Annotated in this window: 20 protein-coding genes; 3 read left to right on the top strand and 17 right to left on the bottom strand. The window is 41.0% G+C overall.

Features of this window, described 5'->3' with window-relative positions; translation table 11 throughout:
- Nucleotides 1-285: 285 nt before the first annotated feature.
- The 5 genes from ACFRAK_RS12460 to ACFRAK_RS12440 all read right to left on the bottom strand — a co-directional run bounded on the left by ACFRAK_RS12460 (nt 286) and on the right by ACFRAK_RS12440 (nt 3,601).
- Nucleotides 286-1,161, bottom strand: coding sequence for a superoxide dismutase (locus tag ACFRAK_RS12460; RefSeq protein WP_394571793.1), 876 nt, complete (start codon nt 1,159-1,161; stop codon nt 286-288).
- Nucleotides 1,162-1,282: 121 nt separating this feature from the next.
- Nucleotides 1,283-1,771: a YpuI family protein gene (locus ACFRAK_RS12455; RefSeq protein ID WP_260284602.1), complete on the bottom strand. Its 489-nt coding sequence runs from the start codon at nt 1,769-1,771 to the stop codon at nt 1,283-1,285.
- Nucleotides 1,772-1,793: 22 nt separating this feature from the next.
- Nucleotides 1,794-2,210 (bottom strand): hypothetical protein, encoded by a 417-nt coding sequence (locus ACFRAK_RS12450; RefSeq protein WP_394571792.1) that lies wholly within the window; start codon nt 2,208-2,210, stop codon nt 1,794-1,796.
- A gap of 55 nt (nt 2,211-2,265) precedes the next feature.
- Nucleotides 2,266-2,847, bottom strand: coding sequence for an SMC-Scp complex subunit ScpB (scpB, locus tag ACFRAK_RS12445; protein ID WP_387597734.1), 582 nt, complete (start codon nt 2,845-2,847; stop codon nt 2,266-2,268).
- Entirely contained in the window at nt 2,834-3,601 is a 768-nt protein-coding gene (locus ACFRAK_RS12440) for a segregation/condensation protein A (protein WP_387707875.1), read from the bottom strand. Before ACFRAK_RS12440 ends, scpB begins: the two co-directional genes overlap by 14 nt.
- 215 nt (nt 3,602-3,816) lie before the next feature.
- On the opposite strand from ACFRAK_RS12440, the gene ACFRAK_RS12435 reads away from it, so the two are divergent.
- Together ACFRAK_RS12435 and ACFRAK_RS12430 are read left to right on the top strand one after the other, a co-directional pair.
- Nucleotides 3,817-3,909, top strand: coding sequence for a YjcZ family sporulation protein (locus ACFRAK_RS12435; protein ID WP_081108854.1), 93 nt, complete (start codon nt 3,817-3,819; stop codon nt 3,907-3,909).
- A gap of 167 nt (nt 3,910-4,076) precedes the next feature.
- Nucleotides 4,077-4,613, top strand: coding sequence for a DUF309 domain-containing protein (locus ACFRAK_RS12430; protein WP_387597740.1), 537 nt, complete (start codon nt 4,077-4,079; stop codon nt 4,611-4,613).
- 28 nt (nt 4,614-4,641) lie between these two features.
- Here the strand turns inward: ACFRAK_RS12430 and ACFRAK_RS12425 are convergent, their stop codons facing one another.
- Nucleotides 4,642-4,986: a GNAT family N-acetyltransferase gene (locus ACFRAK_RS12425; protein WP_387597743.1), complete on the bottom strand. Its 345-nt coding sequence runs from the start codon at nt 4,984-4,986 to the stop codon at nt 4,642-4,644.
- A 582-nt stretch (nt 4,987-5,568) separates the two neighbouring features.
- Between ACFRAK_RS12425 and ACFRAK_RS12420 the strand changes: the two genes are divergently transcribed.
- Nucleotides 5,569-6,438 (top strand): DUF1002 domain-containing protein, encoded by an 870-nt coding sequence (locus ACFRAK_RS12420; protein ID WP_394571791.1) that lies wholly within the window; start codon nt 5,569-5,571, stop codon nt 6,436-6,438.
- A 40-nt stretch (nt 6,439-6,478) separates the two neighbouring features.
- Here ACFRAK_RS12420 and lysA read toward each other — a convergent pair whose 3' ends face one another.
- The 11 genes from lysA to ACFRAK_RS12365 form a co-directional block, all read right to left on the bottom strand.
- Nucleotides 6,479-7,807 (bottom strand): diaminopimelate decarboxylase, encoded by a 1,329-nt coding sequence (gene lysA / locus ACFRAK_RS12415; RefSeq protein WP_387597746.1) that lies wholly within the window; start codon nt 7,805-7,807, stop codon nt 6,479-6,481.
- Nucleotides 7,808-8,079: 272 nt separating this feature from the next.
- On the bottom strand, nt 8,080-9,573 hold the full coding sequence (locus ACFRAK_RS12410; RefSeq protein WP_387597749.1) for a spore germination protein: 1,494 nt from the start codon (nt 9,571-9,573) through the stop codon (nt 8,080-8,082).
- Nucleotides 9,551-10,132 carry a stage V sporulation protein SpoVABEA gene (gene spoVAEA, locus ACFRAK_RS12405; RefSeq protein ID WP_098370826.1) on the bottom strand — a complete coding sequence of 194 codons (582 nt, stop codon included), beginning with the start codon at nt 10,130-10,132 and terminating at the stop codon, nt 9,551-9,553. Before spoVAEA ends, ACFRAK_RS12410 begins: the two co-directional genes overlap by 23 nt.
- A 43-nt stretch (nt 10,133-10,175) precedes the next feature.
- Nucleotides 10,176-10,598 (bottom strand): stage V sporulation protein AB, encoded by a 423-nt coding sequence (locus ACFRAK_RS12400; RefSeq protein ID WP_387598203.1) that lies wholly within the window; start codon nt 10,596-10,598, stop codon nt 10,176-10,178.
- Complete coding sequence (locus ACFRAK_RS12395) at nt 10,588-11,208, bottom strand: stage V sporulation protein AA (protein WP_387598206.1); 621 nt, start codon at nt 11,206-11,208, stop codon at nt 10,588-10,590. Before ACFRAK_RS12395 ends, ACFRAK_RS12400 begins: the two co-directional genes overlap by 11 nt.
- Before the next feature lie 154 nt (nt 11,209-11,362).
- Nucleotides 11,363-12,658: an NCS2 family permease gene (locus tag ACFRAK_RS12390; protein ID WP_192205397.1), complete on the bottom strand. Its 1,296-nt coding sequence runs from the start codon at nt 12,656-12,658 to the stop codon at nt 11,363-11,365.
- Between the two features lie 284 nt (nt 12,659-12,942).
- Nucleotides 12,943-13,710, bottom strand: coding sequence for an RNA polymerase sporulation sigma factor SigF (gene sigF / locus ACFRAK_RS12385; protein WP_260284609.1), 768 nt, complete (start codon nt 13,708-13,710; stop codon nt 12,943-12,945).
- Nucleotides 13,711-13,723: 13 nt separating this feature from the next.
- Entirely contained in the window at nt 13,724-14,164 is a 441-nt protein-coding gene (gene spoIIAB, locus ACFRAK_RS12380; RefSeq protein WP_387597756.1) for an anti-sigma F factor, read from the bottom strand.
- Nucleotide 14,165: 1 nt separating this feature from the next.
- Nucleotides 14,166-14,516 (bottom strand): anti-sigma F factor antagonist, encoded by a 351-nt coding sequence (gene spoIIAA / locus ACFRAK_RS12375; RefSeq protein WP_394571790.1) that lies wholly within the window; start codon nt 14,514-14,516, stop codon nt 14,166-14,168.
- Nucleotides 14,517-14,647: 131 nt separating this feature from the next.
- Nucleotides 14,648-15,814: a D-alanyl-D-alanine carboxypeptidase family protein gene (locus ACFRAK_RS12370; protein ID WP_387597759.1), complete on the bottom strand. Its 1,167-nt coding sequence runs from the start codon at nt 15,812-15,814 to the stop codon at nt 14,648-14,650.
- A gap of 198 nt (nt 15,815-16,012) precedes the next feature.
- Nucleotides 16,013-17,317 carry a pyrimidine-nucleoside phosphorylase gene (locus ACFRAK_RS12365; RefSeq protein WP_394571789.1) on the bottom strand — a complete coding sequence of 435 codons (1,305 nt, stop codon included), beginning with the start codon at nt 17,315-17,317 and terminating at the stop codon, nt 16,013-16,015.
- Nucleotides 17,318-17,365: the final 48 nt, after the last annotated feature.

The following is a 17,365-nucleotide window of genomic DNA, read 5'->3' as shown; positions in this document are numbered from 1 at the left end:
CTTCAAAGTAGCATATTTAACACGTTTCCAATGTTATTTCAAGGATTTATATAAGACACATGCTCATTATTTCGTGAGATGATATCATCTCCTTTTCAATCTAATTATAATATCCAAATGAGAATCATAAGTCGCTCCCAAAATAAAAATTTGCAGCTCTCCTTCATATCCTTCCCATATTTTCCCTAAAAAATTCTTGATACAATATTTCATGCAAAAAAAAAACGAACCTTCACGGCTCGTATATTTCAATTGGTTCTCAAAAGGCTCCCTATATTTTGTCAGTTATTGCTTTTTCCAGATAAGTTTTTTCGCTTCGGTGAACCTTACGGCAGTTTTCGGCCAGTTTACAACGTCCCACCATTTGTCCACATAGGCTGCCCGATTATTTTTATATTGCAGGTAATAAGCATGTTCCCATACATCAAGAACAAGAATTGGGATCGTATCCCACTGGGTCAAAACCATATGCAATTCCGATTGAAGTATTTCTAGCCGCCGCGCACGCGGAACCCAGACTAAAATCGCCCAGCCAACTCCTTCTACTTGTTTGGCAGCTTCACTAAAATGACTTTTAAAAGCTGCAAAGCTTCCAAAATCCGTCTCAATCTGATTGAGTAAATCCCCCCTTGGCTGTCCGCCCCCTCCCGGAATCATCTCTTCCCAGAACAGCGTATGGAGATAATGGCCTGACCCATGAAAGGCTGCTTCCTTTTCCCAATGTTTCAACAAGGAAAAATCTTTCGTTTCCCTCGCTTTTTTCATCATCAATTCCGCTTTATTCAGACCATCGACATATGCTTGATGATGCTTATCATGGTGCAGATACATGATTTCCCTTGAAATCGTCGGTTCCAATGCCTCATAGGCATAAGGTAACGGCGGTACCGTATGCTTCCCAATGGGCACTGATTGCCTATCCTGTATACTGAATTCTCTAGCGAGTTCTTCAATTTCCTGGTAGACCCGAGCCATCTCTTCTTCAATCAGGACCATATCCTCATAATCCATTTCTTCCTCATCCATATCTTTTGTCAACTGGGAAAGCCGTTCCATATTCGACAGCAATGGCGAATCGGTGATATCGATCTTCTCAAGATATTCCATCACTCCATCTACCCAATCACTTACCTCTTTAGCATAATCTCTTTCATCGGACATCTTGCAACCTCCTCTTAACCTTTATGCACATAAATCATCAAAGTATTTTATGTTTCGATTAAGCGGAGATTCCATTTATAGCTAAAAAAAACAGCTAGGCCTCTTAAGCCCAGCTGTTTCATTATCTTGACTGTAACATTTTCGTCCGGTAATCCGTTTCATAAAACTCCAATTCTTCACGCATCGTCTGGAATCCACTTTCCACGGCCTTCAGAATGGATATTATGCTATCAGGTACACTTTGGTGAAATTTAATCGAGTTTTTTCCTGTATAGGCAGATCTGCTGTCCTCAAACCACCTATCTGATTTTGGGGAAAAGTATTCTTCGATACATTGATGATAAACTCTATAAAGCGTCTTTTCAGCTGCAGCTTTATTGAAAGCATCATTTTTCAGAACGATTTGGCAAGCCTCCAAGCCCTCTTCACAACTTACAAGCATTCTTCTTAAACTAGAAAGGATTCCTTTATAATAGGTTTCATCCCCGCTTTTTTCCTCTTGCAGCTTAGAATAGGTCGTCTCATTCATAAATTCTTCTAGTTGAGCCACTGTCGTTTCTAAAAACCCTTTTACATCCTCAAGCTGAGATTTTACCAATGTATTCCCCAACCGTGAACCCTCCTCAAAATGATTAAGATTGAATATAATAGTCAACATGTGACTCTATATCATATGGTTTAGCTTGGTCAATAGATATAAACACTTTCTCCAATTTTTCAAAATCTATATTTTCGAAATAACCAGCCATCTCTTTTTCTGCATTTATATAAATACGTTTTCGGTTAACCAGGCTCTGATCTTTAAGTAAACAGACCATGGCAATGATATCAGCCATATAAATATCTCTGTTAGTGCTTTTGAATATAGGATTGGCGGGATATGGGGTCCAACGGGTGACCATCTCATCAAAATAGCGAAGATACAGTACATTCAGTGTCTTTTCTTCTCCATCCATTATGTAATGTATAACGGATCGATTAAAGAAGTCCTCAGGTGAATTTGACTTTTCCTTTTCAAGCCCAAATCCATTGCATGCTACAATTCGCACCTGCAATCCCCCCGCATTCATTTTTTTCTATATTATCACAATTTATTGAAAAATGTTATTCGATTGTTTGCTGAAATTTTTCAAAAAACAGATCGGCTTCACCATTTTCAAAGCCATCATCCGAATTATCGGCGAGAGGCGGTAATTCATCAATGGAATTCAGGCCGAAGTAATCCAAAAACTCTTTTGTTGTCCCATATAAATAAGCCCGGCCCGAGCCTTCAGCACGTCCGACCTCTTTTATTAAGACTTTAGTGACAAGTGTATGAATGGGGCGATCCGTTTTCACTCCGCGAATTTCATCAATTTCAGCTCTAGTAATCGGCTGTTTATAGGCAATGATTGCTAGTGTTTCCAAAGCCGCCTGGGACAATCCTTGAGTGCTTGATGTTTCCACCAGCCTTTTCAAGTAATCCGAGTGCTCTTTCTTTGTCGCCATTTGATAAACACCAGCTATTTCGATCACATGAATCCCGCGTACATCCGATATATATTCTTCCTTTAAACCTTCAACGATGTCCGTTGCTTGATATTCCGTAATCTCCAGGACAGAGGCAATTTGTTTGACGGATAGCCCTTCATCTCCGGCAGCAAACAATAATGCCTCAAGAATCCCTTTCCAATTAATAGCTTCCAACTGGTTCTACACCTTCCTTAGCAGCAATCATGATGTCCGAAAAATTATCTTCCTGTTCAACGATGATTTCATTTAATTTCATCAGTTCCAGCACCGCCATGAAAGTGATGACGATGTGCTCTTTAACCGGGAGCGAGAACAGTTCAAAAAAACTTTTCTTTCCTTTAATGGATTGTAATTCAATCATGATCTCATCCATTCGATTCTCTATCGATATCTCTTGTTTCGTTACCTTCGTGTAAAGCGGTTTTTGAATTTTTTGCCTTCGCAGCAGTTTTTGAAGAGCCCCCAACATATCGTATAAACTTATATTCAACTCTTGCTTATCACTTTCCGCTTCTTTTACATAAACTGATAAATCACTTGGAGGTTTGGTGAAAATCAAGCTTCTCTCTTCTTCCATCCCTTTAAATTCTTCGGCTGCATTTTTATACTTTTTATATTCTAATAGTTTTTCCACAAGCTCATCACGTGGATCTTCCTCAAACATTTCCCCATCTTCATCCATCATTAGTTCATCTTCATGCTTTGGTAGCAACGTTTTACTCTTGATGGCAAGCAGCGTTGCAGCCATCACTAGATATTCGCTGGCGACATCCAATTCAAGATGCTGCATCGTATGGATGTAACTTAGGTATTGATCTGTAATATCAGCCATCGGAATATCGTAGATGTCTATTTCCAGGCGATTAATCAAATGCAGAAGTAAATCCATCGGTCCTTCAAAAGCGTCAATTTTTATATTATAACCCATTAAATTACCTCATTTAAATCTAATTGGCCAATATAGACCTATTTCTTTTACTAATCAAGTATAGTGGATTGCCGCCCTTTATCCAAATAATAATTTACTGACCTTAGAAAAGTTTTTATTTGGGATTACCGTCAAATGGGTTGTTGCCCAATCACATTCCGAAATCCAACATAACCTAGAAATGTAAGAATAGCAGAACAAAGGAGGAACTTATTATGGGCGCAGGTGGTTTTGGACACGGCGGCGGATTCGCGTTTATTGTAGTATTGTTCATTTTATTAGTTATCGTCGGTGCTTCATGGTGTTAATTCAGGATTGATGAATCAAGCTGATTGCCTTGCAATCGGCTTTCTTTATTTTCCAGAAAAAAATTCTATGCTAAACTTAGTGAGTAAACATAGCGGCTCTTAAGCTATAAGAAAATGGCTTTTTGCCTTACTTAAGATGATTCCATCAAACAAAAGGGGTGCTCCTATTGAATTACGCGGAAGACTACCTTTCTTTCCTTGTCCATTTCCATGGGCCAAGGGATTACTTCGAATGTCATGAAATTCTCGAAGAATATTGGAAGGAAACCGCACCTAAAGAGCGTGACTCTCATTGGGTCGGACTCATTCAAATTGCGGTTGCCCTGTATCATGATCGCAGGGGAAATAAAAAAGGGGCTTCAAGGACCCTGTCTAAAGCCCTGGCAAATCTCCACCTTAAAAAGGCCGAGCTCCTGAAGTTGGGACTCGATCCAGAACGACTGTTCAAATTGCTCGAGGACACCCATGAGCGAATGTTATCACAAAAGCCATATAAAAGCATTAATCTGCCGATAGCCGATCAAAGCTTGATTGAAAAATGCCAGTCCATCTGTTTGCAAGAAGGGTACATATGGGGTACAGATAGCGACATGGCTAATGCAGCAATAGTTGATAAGCATCTAATGCGTGACCGTTCGGATGTCATTTCAGAAAGGGCTCGGCAGCTTGCCCTTCGAAAAACAAGAATGGAGGACCGCCCTTAAAGGTGGTCCTCCATTCAAGCTTTCAAATTCAAAAATCTTCACACTTGTCAAGAAAGCTTTCCGTAAACTCATTTGCTTTTAATTCTTTGTCAGGATATTGCTCCTTGATGGCCCTGACCATCGTTTTACCGATACCTTGTTTCCGGAAGGATGGATTTACGGATATATGTTGTATCTCAATGTGGTTTGGAGAGACCTCTATCCCGATCAAGCCCGTAATCTCTTCATCTTTCCATAAGAACAGCTGTAGATTTTCATCCGTTTCATAATTCTTCATCGTATTCCGAAGCGTTTTTATCTCTTTTTCATTTGGCATGAAAGATAATAATCCCATGGCAAACTTCTCATAACTTTTCTTATACTTAATCAACATAATATCCCTCGTTACTAAATAACGTTTTTATTATCTTCCTGTTTCCGATTAATTTGCTTTGAATAATAATCCTCACATATAACATTTACATCATACATAAAAATCCCGTTCGTTTCAACATCACTTTCAGCACTTGATTTATCGGTGTGCTATGTGCTAAGCGATAAACAGCCAATATACGATTCCCCACATCAAAGCGATAATAAGCATCATAAGTAAAAGAGCCTTATTACTTTTCCTCATTCCATACTCCCTCTATGAATGGTCCAAATATTTAAATAACGAATTCATTCTACTATAACTTAACACAATCTGACAAATATCCTTGCAATCTTGCTTCGATTTTACTACATTGGTAAAGTGATCTAGGTTCATAGAGTGTCCTCTCAGGTATAAAAGACAAAGATACACCCAACTTTTTCGTTTAAAAAAACCTAGCTATCCTGGGCTATATAAATTTTTTTCAGGAAAATATGTATCTTTTTTATCCTTTGTTTCGTCAAATACTATGAATCTGATTTAAAGTGCCGCCCTTTTATTGAAAGATTCCCAATTCAGCAGGAAAAGTTAAGGAGGATTATCATGAAAAAAATGAATAAATGGGTCATTATGACCATTTTATTATGTCTATTATTGCCATATAAAGCTTTTGCAGATGCAGCTGTTGGTGAAATGATCGTCACACTTGGTGAGAATTTGACAAATGAACAAAAAAATATGATCTTATCAGAAATGAAAGCTCCAAACGATGTCGAGGTCCTGACAGTTACAAATGCGGAAGAACATGAATACTTAGGTGACTATATCGCTAGTCGTCTGATTGGTACAAAAGCGATTTCATCTTCTGCCATTACTTTGGAGGAAAAAGGTACCGGACTTAAACTGGAGTCTAAAAACATTAACTGGGTTTCCGATGAAATGTATATCAATGCACTGGCAACTGCTGGAGTAAAAGATGCTACCGTTTATGTCACAGCACCTATACCCGTTTCCGGTACAGCAGCTTTGACAGGAGTCATTAAAGCCTATGAAATCTCTGCCGACAAGAAGATTCCTGAAGATGTGAAACAGGCAGCGAATGAAGAAATGGTGAAAACAGCAAAATTGGGTGACGAAATCGGGACAGAAGAAGCCTCTGCACTGGTTACGAAAATCAAAGAGGAAATGGCTGCAAATCCACCAGCCAATACTGAAGAGGTCCGCGAGGTTGTCGAGTCTTCAGCAAAAGACCTTGGAATCGGCTTAAATGATGCTCAAATTCAAAGTTTAATTGATCTATTCAATAAGCTAAAAGAATTGGATATTGATTGGAACGCTGTCGGTGATCAGCTTACTGCAGCTAAAGATAAACTTTCCAATTTTCTTGAATCCGAAGAGGGTCAATCATTTCTGGATAAATTGAAAGAAGTCTTCATTAGTTTAATAGACGCAATCAAGTCACTTTTCAGTTGAATCAAATGAAAAAAGGATGGCCACTGCCATCCTTTTTTTTCTATTCTTTAGTGACGACTGCCGCTTCATGAAGGGCCAAATCCAAATGGATAAGGTCTTCGTACGTCTCTCGTTTGATGACCAACCGGGCTTCTCCATTTTCGGCAAAGACGACAGCCGGTCTTGGAATCCGATTGTAATTATTCGACATGGAATATCCATATGCCCCTGTACAAAATACCGCCAAGACATCACCGCGGCCGGCTTTTGGCAATGGTAAATCCCAAATCAACATATCTCCGCTTTCACAGCATTTCCCGGCAATGGACACTGTCTCTTCTACAGGGTCAAGCGGCCGGTTTGCGAGAATGGCATCATATTTCGCTTCGTAAAGAGCGGGACGTATATTATCACTCATGCCCCCATCAACGGCAATGTATTTACGGACATTAGGAACTTCCTTTTCAGAACCGACCTTGTACAGTGTCACACCGGCGTCTCCTACTAATGAACGGCCAGGTTCGATCCAGATTTCAGGCATCACTAAATCAGAATCCGCAATCAGGTTCTGAACTTCCCTAACGATTTCCTCAACATATCGGGACGCCGGTAGCGGGTCGTCCTCTTGTGTATACCGAATCCCGAACCCCCCTCCGAGATTCAATACCTTTGGTTGAAACCCTACCGAGCCGTGCCAATCATTCAGCTTGCCAATAATTTTTTGGGCTGCAAGAAGGAAACCGGTCGTTTGAAAGATCTGGGATCCGATATGACAGTGAAGCCCCAGCACTTCGAGGAATTCACTTTGCAGTGCTTGCCGAAGGGCAGCTTCAGCCTGGCCGTTAATAAGATCAAAACCAAATTTCGAATCTTCTTGTCCTGTCAATATATAATCATGCGTATGGGCTTCGATACCTGGTGTTACACGAAGAAGGATTTTCACCTTTTGTTCACGGTTTGTACAAATTTCTTCCAACAGTGTCAACTCTGAAAAATTATCGACTACTATACAGCCAATGTCATGATCCAAAGCCATATGTAGCTCTTCATCACTTTTGTTATTTCCATGAAAATGAATCCGTTCTGTTGGGAAATTCGCCTTAATTGCCGTATACAATTCCCCTGCCGAAACAACATCGAGAGAAAGTCCTTCTTGCTCTGCCAACTGGATCATGGCAATCGAAGAAAAGGCCTTACTTGCGTAAGCAACTTGAGCCGAAATCCCCAATTCCTCAAATGTTCTCTTGAACCCTCTTGCCCGTTCGCGAATTAGCTCTACATCATAAACATATAATGGTGTTCCAAATTGCTCGATCAATTCGATTGTATCCACTCCGCCAATCTCCAGGTGTCCACGTTCATTTACACCACCGGTTCCGTACAAATGCATGATTGCCTCACCTTCCTGACTTAAAACTAAAGATTAATAAGAAATGAGGCAGCCCCAAATAAAGAAACCCTGCTGTAAAAGGTTCTCTATATGAACAAGCCTCATTCGAATCGATATCCCATGTAAATATTGTTCTCTATGACTGCTTTGTAGTTCGAAGGGAAAGACAGATTGGTTTAAACTCCAAAGAGTCATAGTAGCTCTCTCTTTGTGAAGCCTAACAATACCTCTTTATCCGAATAAAATTAAATTACCACAACTTTTCGACAACATCAACCTTTAGATTTTTTCGGCTGCCTATAGAGATCCTGGGGATGTACAATACTCGGACGTTCTATAGTGCCAGGATAAGGTCTTCTTAATATTATATGTGACAGGGCCTTTGGCTGAAACGGGAGAAGCGGCCATAAATAAGGCGTATTTAACGTCTTTATATTAGTAAGCATAATAATGTAGAGTGTGATGCCAATGACTAGGCCAGGCACTTTAAATAAAGCGACCAATACTAGCAGGACTAATCGGGAAATCTTATTCGCAACCCCTAGTTCTAAACTCGGAGTGACAAATGTACCGATTGTCGCTACGGAAGCGTAGAGAACCACCTCAGGAACAAATAGCCCAACATCTATCGCTATCTGTCCGATCAAAACTGCCGCAACCAAGCCCATTGCCGTAGAAAGCGGTGTCGGGGTATGGACGGCTGCCATCCTTAAAAATTCTATCCCAATATCGGAAATGAAGATTTGGATCACAATGGGTATATGCGTTTTTTCATTAGGCCCGATATACTCGAGCTTCTCCGGCAGGAGGGAAGGCTCTAAACAAAACAATAACCAAATCGGCAGCAAGTATAACGAAACGAAAATCCCGAGAAATCGGACCCAGCGTACCAAGGATCCAACAGCAGGTGCCTGCCGATACTCCTCAGCGTGTTGCATGTGATGGAAAAGAGTGGACGGGGTTATGATGACACTCGGTGACGTATCCACATAAATAAGGACATGCCCCTCAAGTAAATGTGTTGCAGCAACATCAGCCCGTTCCGTGTACCTGACAAGCGGGTATGGGTTATATTTTTGCTTGACGATGAACTCTTCGATCGTTTTATCGGCCATCGTTATGCCATCAACATCAATACTATTCAATTCCTTACGAACGATTTCAATTAAATCAGGATCGGCAATATCTTTAATGTAGCCGATGGATATATCCGTTTTCGATCGTTCCCCTACATGCAACATTTCGAAACGTAATCTTTCATCCCTGATCCTCCGTCTTGTTATCGCTGTGTTAATGATGATATTCTCGACAAAACCGTCCCTTGATCCACGGACGACTTTTTCCGTATCGGGTTCTACTGGCTGTCTCCCTGGATAACTCCGGACATCCACAACCAATCCTATTGGTTTACCATCAACAACAACGACTATTAATCCGGATAAAACCTGATCAACAAGCTCATCCATCGTCTTTATTTCCTCAACGGATTGGTGTACAAGCAAGTCTTTGACTGCATCAAAAACTTTAGTGGTCAAGATTTCCGCATTTTTGTTATGAATAAGAGAATCGAGGATTTCAATGATGTACTCTGTATCCGTCAGCCCGTTTACATAGTAAAGATGCACATCTTTTCTTAGAACCTTTATCCTTCTTACCCCTAAGTCGAAGCTGACGCCCAGACCTACATTCTTTTCCATGTACGCGTCAACTTCCGCTACCCTATTCGGAATCGGTTTCATGTTTTCAGGTTTTTCTGAAGTCATCATGACCACTCCTTTCCAATATGATTTCCACCGCTAGCTTCGTTATCGGTGCTCCTCTTTTAAAATCATCCTGATGGGACATTTTCCCGATATCCCCTATCCCCACTACTATGGGAACATGTAATTGATCAATGCAATACACCGTATCTCCAGTTATCTTGCCGAGTTCAAATTCTTCGGCTCCGTATTTATCAACCCCGTTCGGTGTCAGGTTACCATCACGGTCAATACAGATATCCACTTTGGTCCATTCTTCCCTTCTAGTCTTTGAAGCGACCGCTATCACACCAAGGACATTAATATCAGGGTGACCGGCAACTACCTTCATTGCCTGTTCGCCTGATCCTTCTCCGATAAAACCGCTATCATCAAACATGACCAATACTGGATCATACTTCGCCTTTTTTATTAATTCAACTAGCTCCAAGCCCGTATATCGTGATGGATTACCTTGGGACATGGAGATACACCTTCCCCCTATTTCCTTCGCTACGTGCTCGACAGCCCGTTTCGCATACTCATCCCCATCCGTAATCAATATCACTTTTCGTTTGGTCACCATCTTGGGCCTACCTTTCATCATCAGGAATAGTTACCTTATAAACTTATAAATCCACTAAATAAATCCATTGGAATAATGATCCGGCTACTTTCCCCAATACGAGTGCCATTAACAGATAAATGATTTTCTCTTGAATTCCGATTCGCTTTGACAGAACCGGAAATACATTCAGGACTTCAGTTAAGGCAGCAGCAAGCATTCCATTAAATATCCCGTCAGCCAAACCGATCGGAATTAATAAAAAATATGGGAGGGAAAATTCCGTTTCCTGTAATCCTAACCATGTCCCTGCGACAACGCCGGTAATGATGGCTCCTTCATAGTAATGAATCATCTTCATTGTTTTGGTCAGCTGAGTCAGTCTCGGAATCACCCCAAGTACAGTTAAAAACGCTACAAAACCGGCACCTGTCGCAAAACCCCCGGCCAAACCGACAAAGATTCCAAATATAATTTTACCGGTCATCAAGGTGGCGCACATTCTCCTTATTTTCATTCATGATTACATAACTGTCCAAATCCTGCTGATAGTTGAACATTTCAACCTCGAGCGGACTAGGTTCCTCATTGAAGCGTTTTTTAAAAAAGTGATTAAAAAATAGAATCATGCCCATACCAAGGCCGAAACTATATGGGATTTGGATCAATAATGGCTTATCATCCACTTTCCCCGTGATTATAGTAAAGATTTTTTGATGCACTTCCCCCATGCTGACATCCACATGAAAATTCATGATCGTCATCCCGCCGCCGATAAATAACAAAAACCAAACCAAGGCGAATGTCAGGTATGACATTTTCTTTTTCGAGAAGATGATTTCGATGATCGTTTGGGAGGGCCCGAATGACTCCAGTTCAATAGCCGGGTCCATCTTGCGGATGGCCACGATTACTTGAGCCAAATCAACGACAATAATATTCTTATCTTCCTTCTTGACCGTTAATAATATAATTTCTTCAATGATGGTAATCACTTCTTCAGGTCCGATTATCCTTGCAATATCTTTTATCCTCACCGTTTGATTTCCCTTTACTTGTACACGGTTCCTCATCCTGATATATACAACTGCCACTATCATCACATCCCGACCTTTTATTTCCTTATGATAGTAGTATGGTTTGGAAACAGTTTGAAAATGCAGGAAGTGAACCATGTCCAAATATTACTAATTTAAAAACAAAAAAAGACACGCTGCAATGACAGCATGTCTTTTTGATTACATTCATACTTTAATGAGTAGGGAAGAAAATCAGCTGAATCAAAAATATAAATCCAAAAATATAAATGAGAGGATGTACCGATTTTCCTTTTCCACTGAATACCTTCATAAGGGGAAATGTAATGAACCCGATCGCAATCCCTGTAGATATACTTGAAGTAAGCGGCATCGTTAAAATGATCGCAAATGCCGGAAACGCCTCATCGAAAATTTTCCAATTTACTTTAGCCAGCCCTTCCATCATGAAACATCCTACAATGATCAAAACGGGAGCTGTGATTGCTTGAACGGACGAAATTGCCGATATCAATGGAGAAAAGAAAATCGACGCAGCAAACAAGATTGCCACGACAGTAGCGGTTAATCCCGTACGTCCCCCTGCGGCTACTCCCGTACTCGATTCAACATATGCCGTCGAAGGGCTTGTACCAAACATCGAGCCGACTGTCGTCGCAATCGCATCACCTAAAAAGGCTTTCTTGGCACGAGGGATTTTCCCATCCTTCGTTAGTCCAGCCTGTTCCGTCACGCCAATCAAGGTTCCTGTCGTATCAAAGATCGTCACAAGTAAAAAGGCGAAAACAATTGAATATAATGAATTCGTGAAGACCCCGGCAATATCGATATCGAAAAATACCGGTGTCGGAGGTACAGATAAGACCCCATCAAAGTTGAGCAAACCGATAAAGTAGCCAATGATTGCCGTAATGATCATACCAATGAAAATTGCCCCTTTAATATTACGGGCCATAAAAATCAAGGTAATGAATAAACCTGCTAGCGCCAAAACGGTTCCAGGCTGGTGCAAATCTCCAAGCGACACCATCGTTGATTCATTAGGCACTACGATTCCAGCATTTTTCAATCCGATAAACGCAATGAATAAACCAATTCCGGACGTGATGCCATATTTTAATGAGTTAGGAATCGCATCAATTATCATTTTACGCAAGCTTGTCACGCTAATTAATAGAAATAGCAAACCAGCAATGAAAACCGTACCGAATACGGTCTGATATGAAAGGCCCTGTGCCCCCACTACGCTGGCAAAATACGCATTCAAACCCATCCCTGGTGCTATCGCAATCGGGTATTTTGCAACAAGCCCCATGATAAGGGTACCAATCACCGCTGATATGACCGTTGCCATGAAAACTTGTTCAAATGGAATTCCGATTGAAGACAATAAAGCCGGATTCACAATAAGGATATAAACCATGGTTAAAAATGTCGTAACACCCGCCATGACTTCTGTACGGACATCTGTCCCATTTTCTTTCAGGGAGAAAAACTTTTCCAAAAACATATTTTAGACCTCCAGATCTAAAGGAAACACCGACAACCGTTTGCACGAAAGTACAAGGTGTCCTAATATTGTACTGCAACGACGTTTTTCTTGATCGTTATTCATTGAAAAAAAGATAAAAAACGAATGAGAAACGCGACCTTTACTATAATATTCGTTTTTATCTCTGAATTCAACTAAAAATTCGACCCCATTCATATTTTCGCCCTACTTGATAAGGAATCACTTTTACTTTTTCCTAAAATCAAGATTTATTTTCAGCTCAATAAAAAAAACCACATGAATCACTGATTCATGTGGTTTTTCATTTGCTGAAGAATCTTCTTTTCCAGCCTTGACACCTGAACTTGGGAAATACCAAGCCTTGCCGCCACTTCCGATTGCGTCTGATCCTTATAATACCTTAGGAAAACAATCAGCCTTTCACGTTCATTCAATTCATGTATGGCTTCTTTCAAAGCGATTTGATCGAACCAGGATGTTTCATTATGGTCGGCGATCTGGTCAAGAAGAGTAATCGGATCTCCATCATTTTCGTAAACCGTTTCATGGATCGAAGAAGGGCTCCTGCTAGCTTCTTGGGCCATGATGATATCCTCTGGCGACAGCTCTAGATGTTCCGCCAATTCATTGACAGTCGGAACACGGCCATAAGTTTTTGAAAGTTCCTCTTTGGCCCTGCGAATTTTATTCGCCATTTCCTTTAATGACCGGCTTACTTTAACCGTTCCATCATCACGGATAAAACGTTGGATTTCACCAATGATCATAGGCACAGCATACGTTGAGAATTTCACATCAAACGATAAATCAAATTTATCCACGGACTTCAACAGGCCAATACAGCCTATTTGATAAAGGTCATCCGGTTCGTAACCTCGATTGAGGAATCTTTGCACTACTGACCATACAAGCCTCAGATTGCTGTTGACAATCAGGTTCCTCGCATCTTGGTCACCGCTCTGGCTGCGTTGGATTAAATTCCGCAATTCCTCATCTTTTAAATGGGGCTGGCCTTTCTTGCTCTTCTCTTTTTTAACCTCCACATCCATATGCAAGTCTCCCTTAATTGCACAAAGCTCTGCTTGTAGTTAAGTGCTTTTTTAATCGAATGATCGTGCCTTCGCCCTTGTGGGAAATAATATTGATTTCATCCGTGAAGTTTTCCATGATGGTGAATCCCATACCGGAACGTTCAAGTTCGGGTTTTGTCGTAAATAACGGCTGTTTAGCCTCCTCGACGTCTTCAATGCCCAGTCCTTCATCCCGGATGGTCAATTCCACAGTATCTCCTTCGATGACCACCGAAATGTAGACCCATCCTTCCGGATCACTTTCATAACCATGGATAATCGAATTCGTAACGGCTTCTGACACGACAGTCTTGATCTCTGTCAATTCATCCATCGTCGGGTCCAATTGGGCAATGAAAGCCGCAACAGTTACCCTGGCAAAAGATTCATTTTGGCTAAGTGCAGAAAATTTCGTTTCCATTTTATTTTTCATCTTAGGCAACCCCCAGTCTTTGCAAAGCGTTTTTTTCGGATAGTTCCATTTTAACAATTTTAAACAACCCTGACATCTCAAATAACCGCTTTACTGCTGGAGAAATTGCACAGACCACCATTTCACCTTGCTTTTTGTTTACCTGCTTATAGCGCCCTAAAATAACTCCGAGCCCCGAACTGTCCATAAAATCCAATTCTTCCATGTTGAGGATGATATGCTTAATATTATGCTTTTGAATGGCTGCCTCTGCCTGGTTTTTCAATTTTTCTGCTGTATGATGATCCAAATCACCTTTGAGACGAATGCACAATACGCGGTTTTTCGCCTCCATATTAATCGTAAGACCCATTATATACAGCCTCCTTCACTGTCTTATAAAGAGTCAAATTCTCTTTTTCACCTGCCGATTCCTCCTTACTAGCAAAACTAGTGGAGTTTCGCCTAAATTAGTACGATTAACAGGCAATGCGACAATTTATTCTATTTCGCGTGGGTAAACATGCCGAAAGCCCTTTTATACAATTGCCACCAGCTCGCATTTTCAATAGTTTCCTTCGCGACGATCGGAGATTCGACATACACCTTACCGTTTTTCTTCAATTCAAGCGTACCAATTTCATCCCCTTTTTTAATCGGGGCAGCCAAATCTTTATCAAGCGTGATTTTTTTTGTAAAGTCCTTTGCCGTTCCGTTTTTGGCTGTCAAAACTGAAATAGGTTCACTTGTGACCCCCACCACGGATTTTTTGTGTCCTTTACTTACCTTGGCTTCACCTAACACCTCGCCGCGTTTATAAATCGGGTATGTGATGTATTGTGAAAATGCATAATCTAACATCTTGGTGACCTGAGCATTTCGTTCTTTTGGAGAAACAGCTCCGAAAACGACGGCAATGACACGCATATTCCCTTTTTTAGCAGTCGCTGTCAAACAATACTTCGCTTCATTTGTGAATCCTGTCTTCAATCCATCGACCCCAGGGTAAAATTTCACTAATCTGTTCGTGTTGACAAGCCAGAACTTCTTTTCGGTATTTTCACGGAGATAATCTTCATATGTACCCGTGAACCTTGTTATCGTATCGTATTTCAATAACTCCTTTGCCATTATCGACATATCATGTGCCGAACTGTAATGATCTTTAACAGGAAGGCCTGTTGCGTTTTGGAACTTTGTATTTTTCAACCCGAGATCTTTCGCCTTTTTGTTCATTTTCCTAACAAACTCTTCTTCCGAACCAGCTAGACGTTCAGCCATCGCCACCGATGCATCATTCGCCGAACCAATCGAGATGCCCTTGAGCATTTGTTCTGTGGTCATTTCTTCACCTGGCTCGAGAAAGATCTGGGAACCGCCCATCGATGCTGCATACTCACTAGTCCTGATTTTCTCCTTCATGCTAAGTTCGCCTTTATCGATCGCTTCCATGATCAACAGCATCGTCATGATTTTCGTCATACTTGCCGGTGAAAGACGAGCGTCTGCATTTTTATCATAGAGAACAGTACCTGTATCCCGTTCAATCAAAATAGCGGATTTAGCATTTGCCGCTAATTCGACTCCTTTTTCTTCAGCTGCTTTTGTATGTGGGATGCTAAAACCCAATGCTACCAAAACGGTTAAAAATAGAGAAAGAATCCGCTTCATCTCCATACCCTCCAATCTTTATAGGTTTTATTTTTTCCATTAAACCCATTTTTATACAAATAAAGATGAATTTTGAAACATATACTGGATATAGGGCAACAAAGTGAACCAAATTAAAAGAGGATGCGCATGGGCATCCTCTTTTAACATTCAATGGAATAAACGTAAAAAGGCCGCTCAATAGCGGCCTTTTTACGTTTATTCCATGATCTCTTTATAGATCAATGTAGGTTTTTCTATTTTCTCTTTTGAAATCGCAATGCTTTCATACAATTTTTCTTTTACCTTTGAAACATCTTCAAAATTGCTGTAAATCGTCACTAGGGATTCACCTTTTGCCACGGTTTCCCCGATTTTTTTACGAAGTACCAGTCCGACTGCCAAATCAATCTCTGATTCCTTTGTTGCCCGCCCGGCGCCTAACAGCATGGCTGCCGTTCCTACCTCATCAGCGATGATTTCCGATACATAGCCGTCCTCTTTCGCTTCCAGCTCGAAAGTATGAGCAGCCTGCGGTAGTTTTTCCGGCTGATCCACAACCGAACCATCGCCTCCCTGCGCTTCTAGGAAAACCTTGAATGAGTTAAGTGCAGAACCATCCTTGATCGCATTTTCCAGCAATGTTCTTGCTTCTTCCAGCGAGCTTGCCTTTTTGGAAAGGTATACCATATGGCTTCCTAGTGTTAAAGAAAGTTCCGTTAAATCTTCCGGTCCCTCTCCTTTAAGCGTATCGATGGCTTCCTTCACTTCTAAAGCATTTCCGATTGCGTAACCCAACGGTTGGCTCATATCGGAAATGACGGCCATCGTGTTTCGTCCCACATTGTTTCCAATGCTAACCATTGCATGCGCCAACTCTTCGGAATCTTCGAGAGTTTTCATGAAAGCGCCCGCTCCCGTTTTAACATCAAGTACAATTGCATCAGCACCAGCGGCGATTTTCTTACTCATGATCGAGCCAGCAATCAAACCAATACTGTTAACGGTAGCCGTAACATCACGCAATGCATATAACTTTTTGTCGGCTGGAGTCAGGTTACCACTTTGTCCAATGACAGCTATCTTATTTTTATTAACAAGTCGAATGAACTCGTCATTTTCTATTTCGACATGAAATCCTTTTACAGACTCCAACTTATCGATCGTTCCGCCTGTATGACCAAGACCGCGTCCTGACATCTTTGCCACTGGAACACCTACAGCAGCAACCAATGGTCCAAGCACTAGAGTTGTGGTATCACCAACACCGCCTGTTGAATGTTTATCGACTTTAATTCCTTCAATCATAGATAAATCAATTTGATCTCCTGATTCGACCATCGCCATGGTTAGATCAGCACGTTCCTGCTCATTCATGCCTTTGAAATAAACTGCCATTGACCAAGCGCTCATTTGGTAATCCGGAATCGTGCCATCGGTAAACCCTTTGATGATGAACTGTATTTCTTCCGTAGTAAGAGCCTTTCCATCACGCTTTTTCTCGATTAAATCTACCATTCTCATATTAGAATCCCCACTTTTTCAAAGACACCGGATCTCTTTAGGTGTACT

This window comes from Peribacillus sp. NPDC056705, from assembly GCF_043656335.1.
Note: the sequence above shows the minus strand (reverse complement) of the source record. Positions and strands in the feature narration are given on the sequence as shown.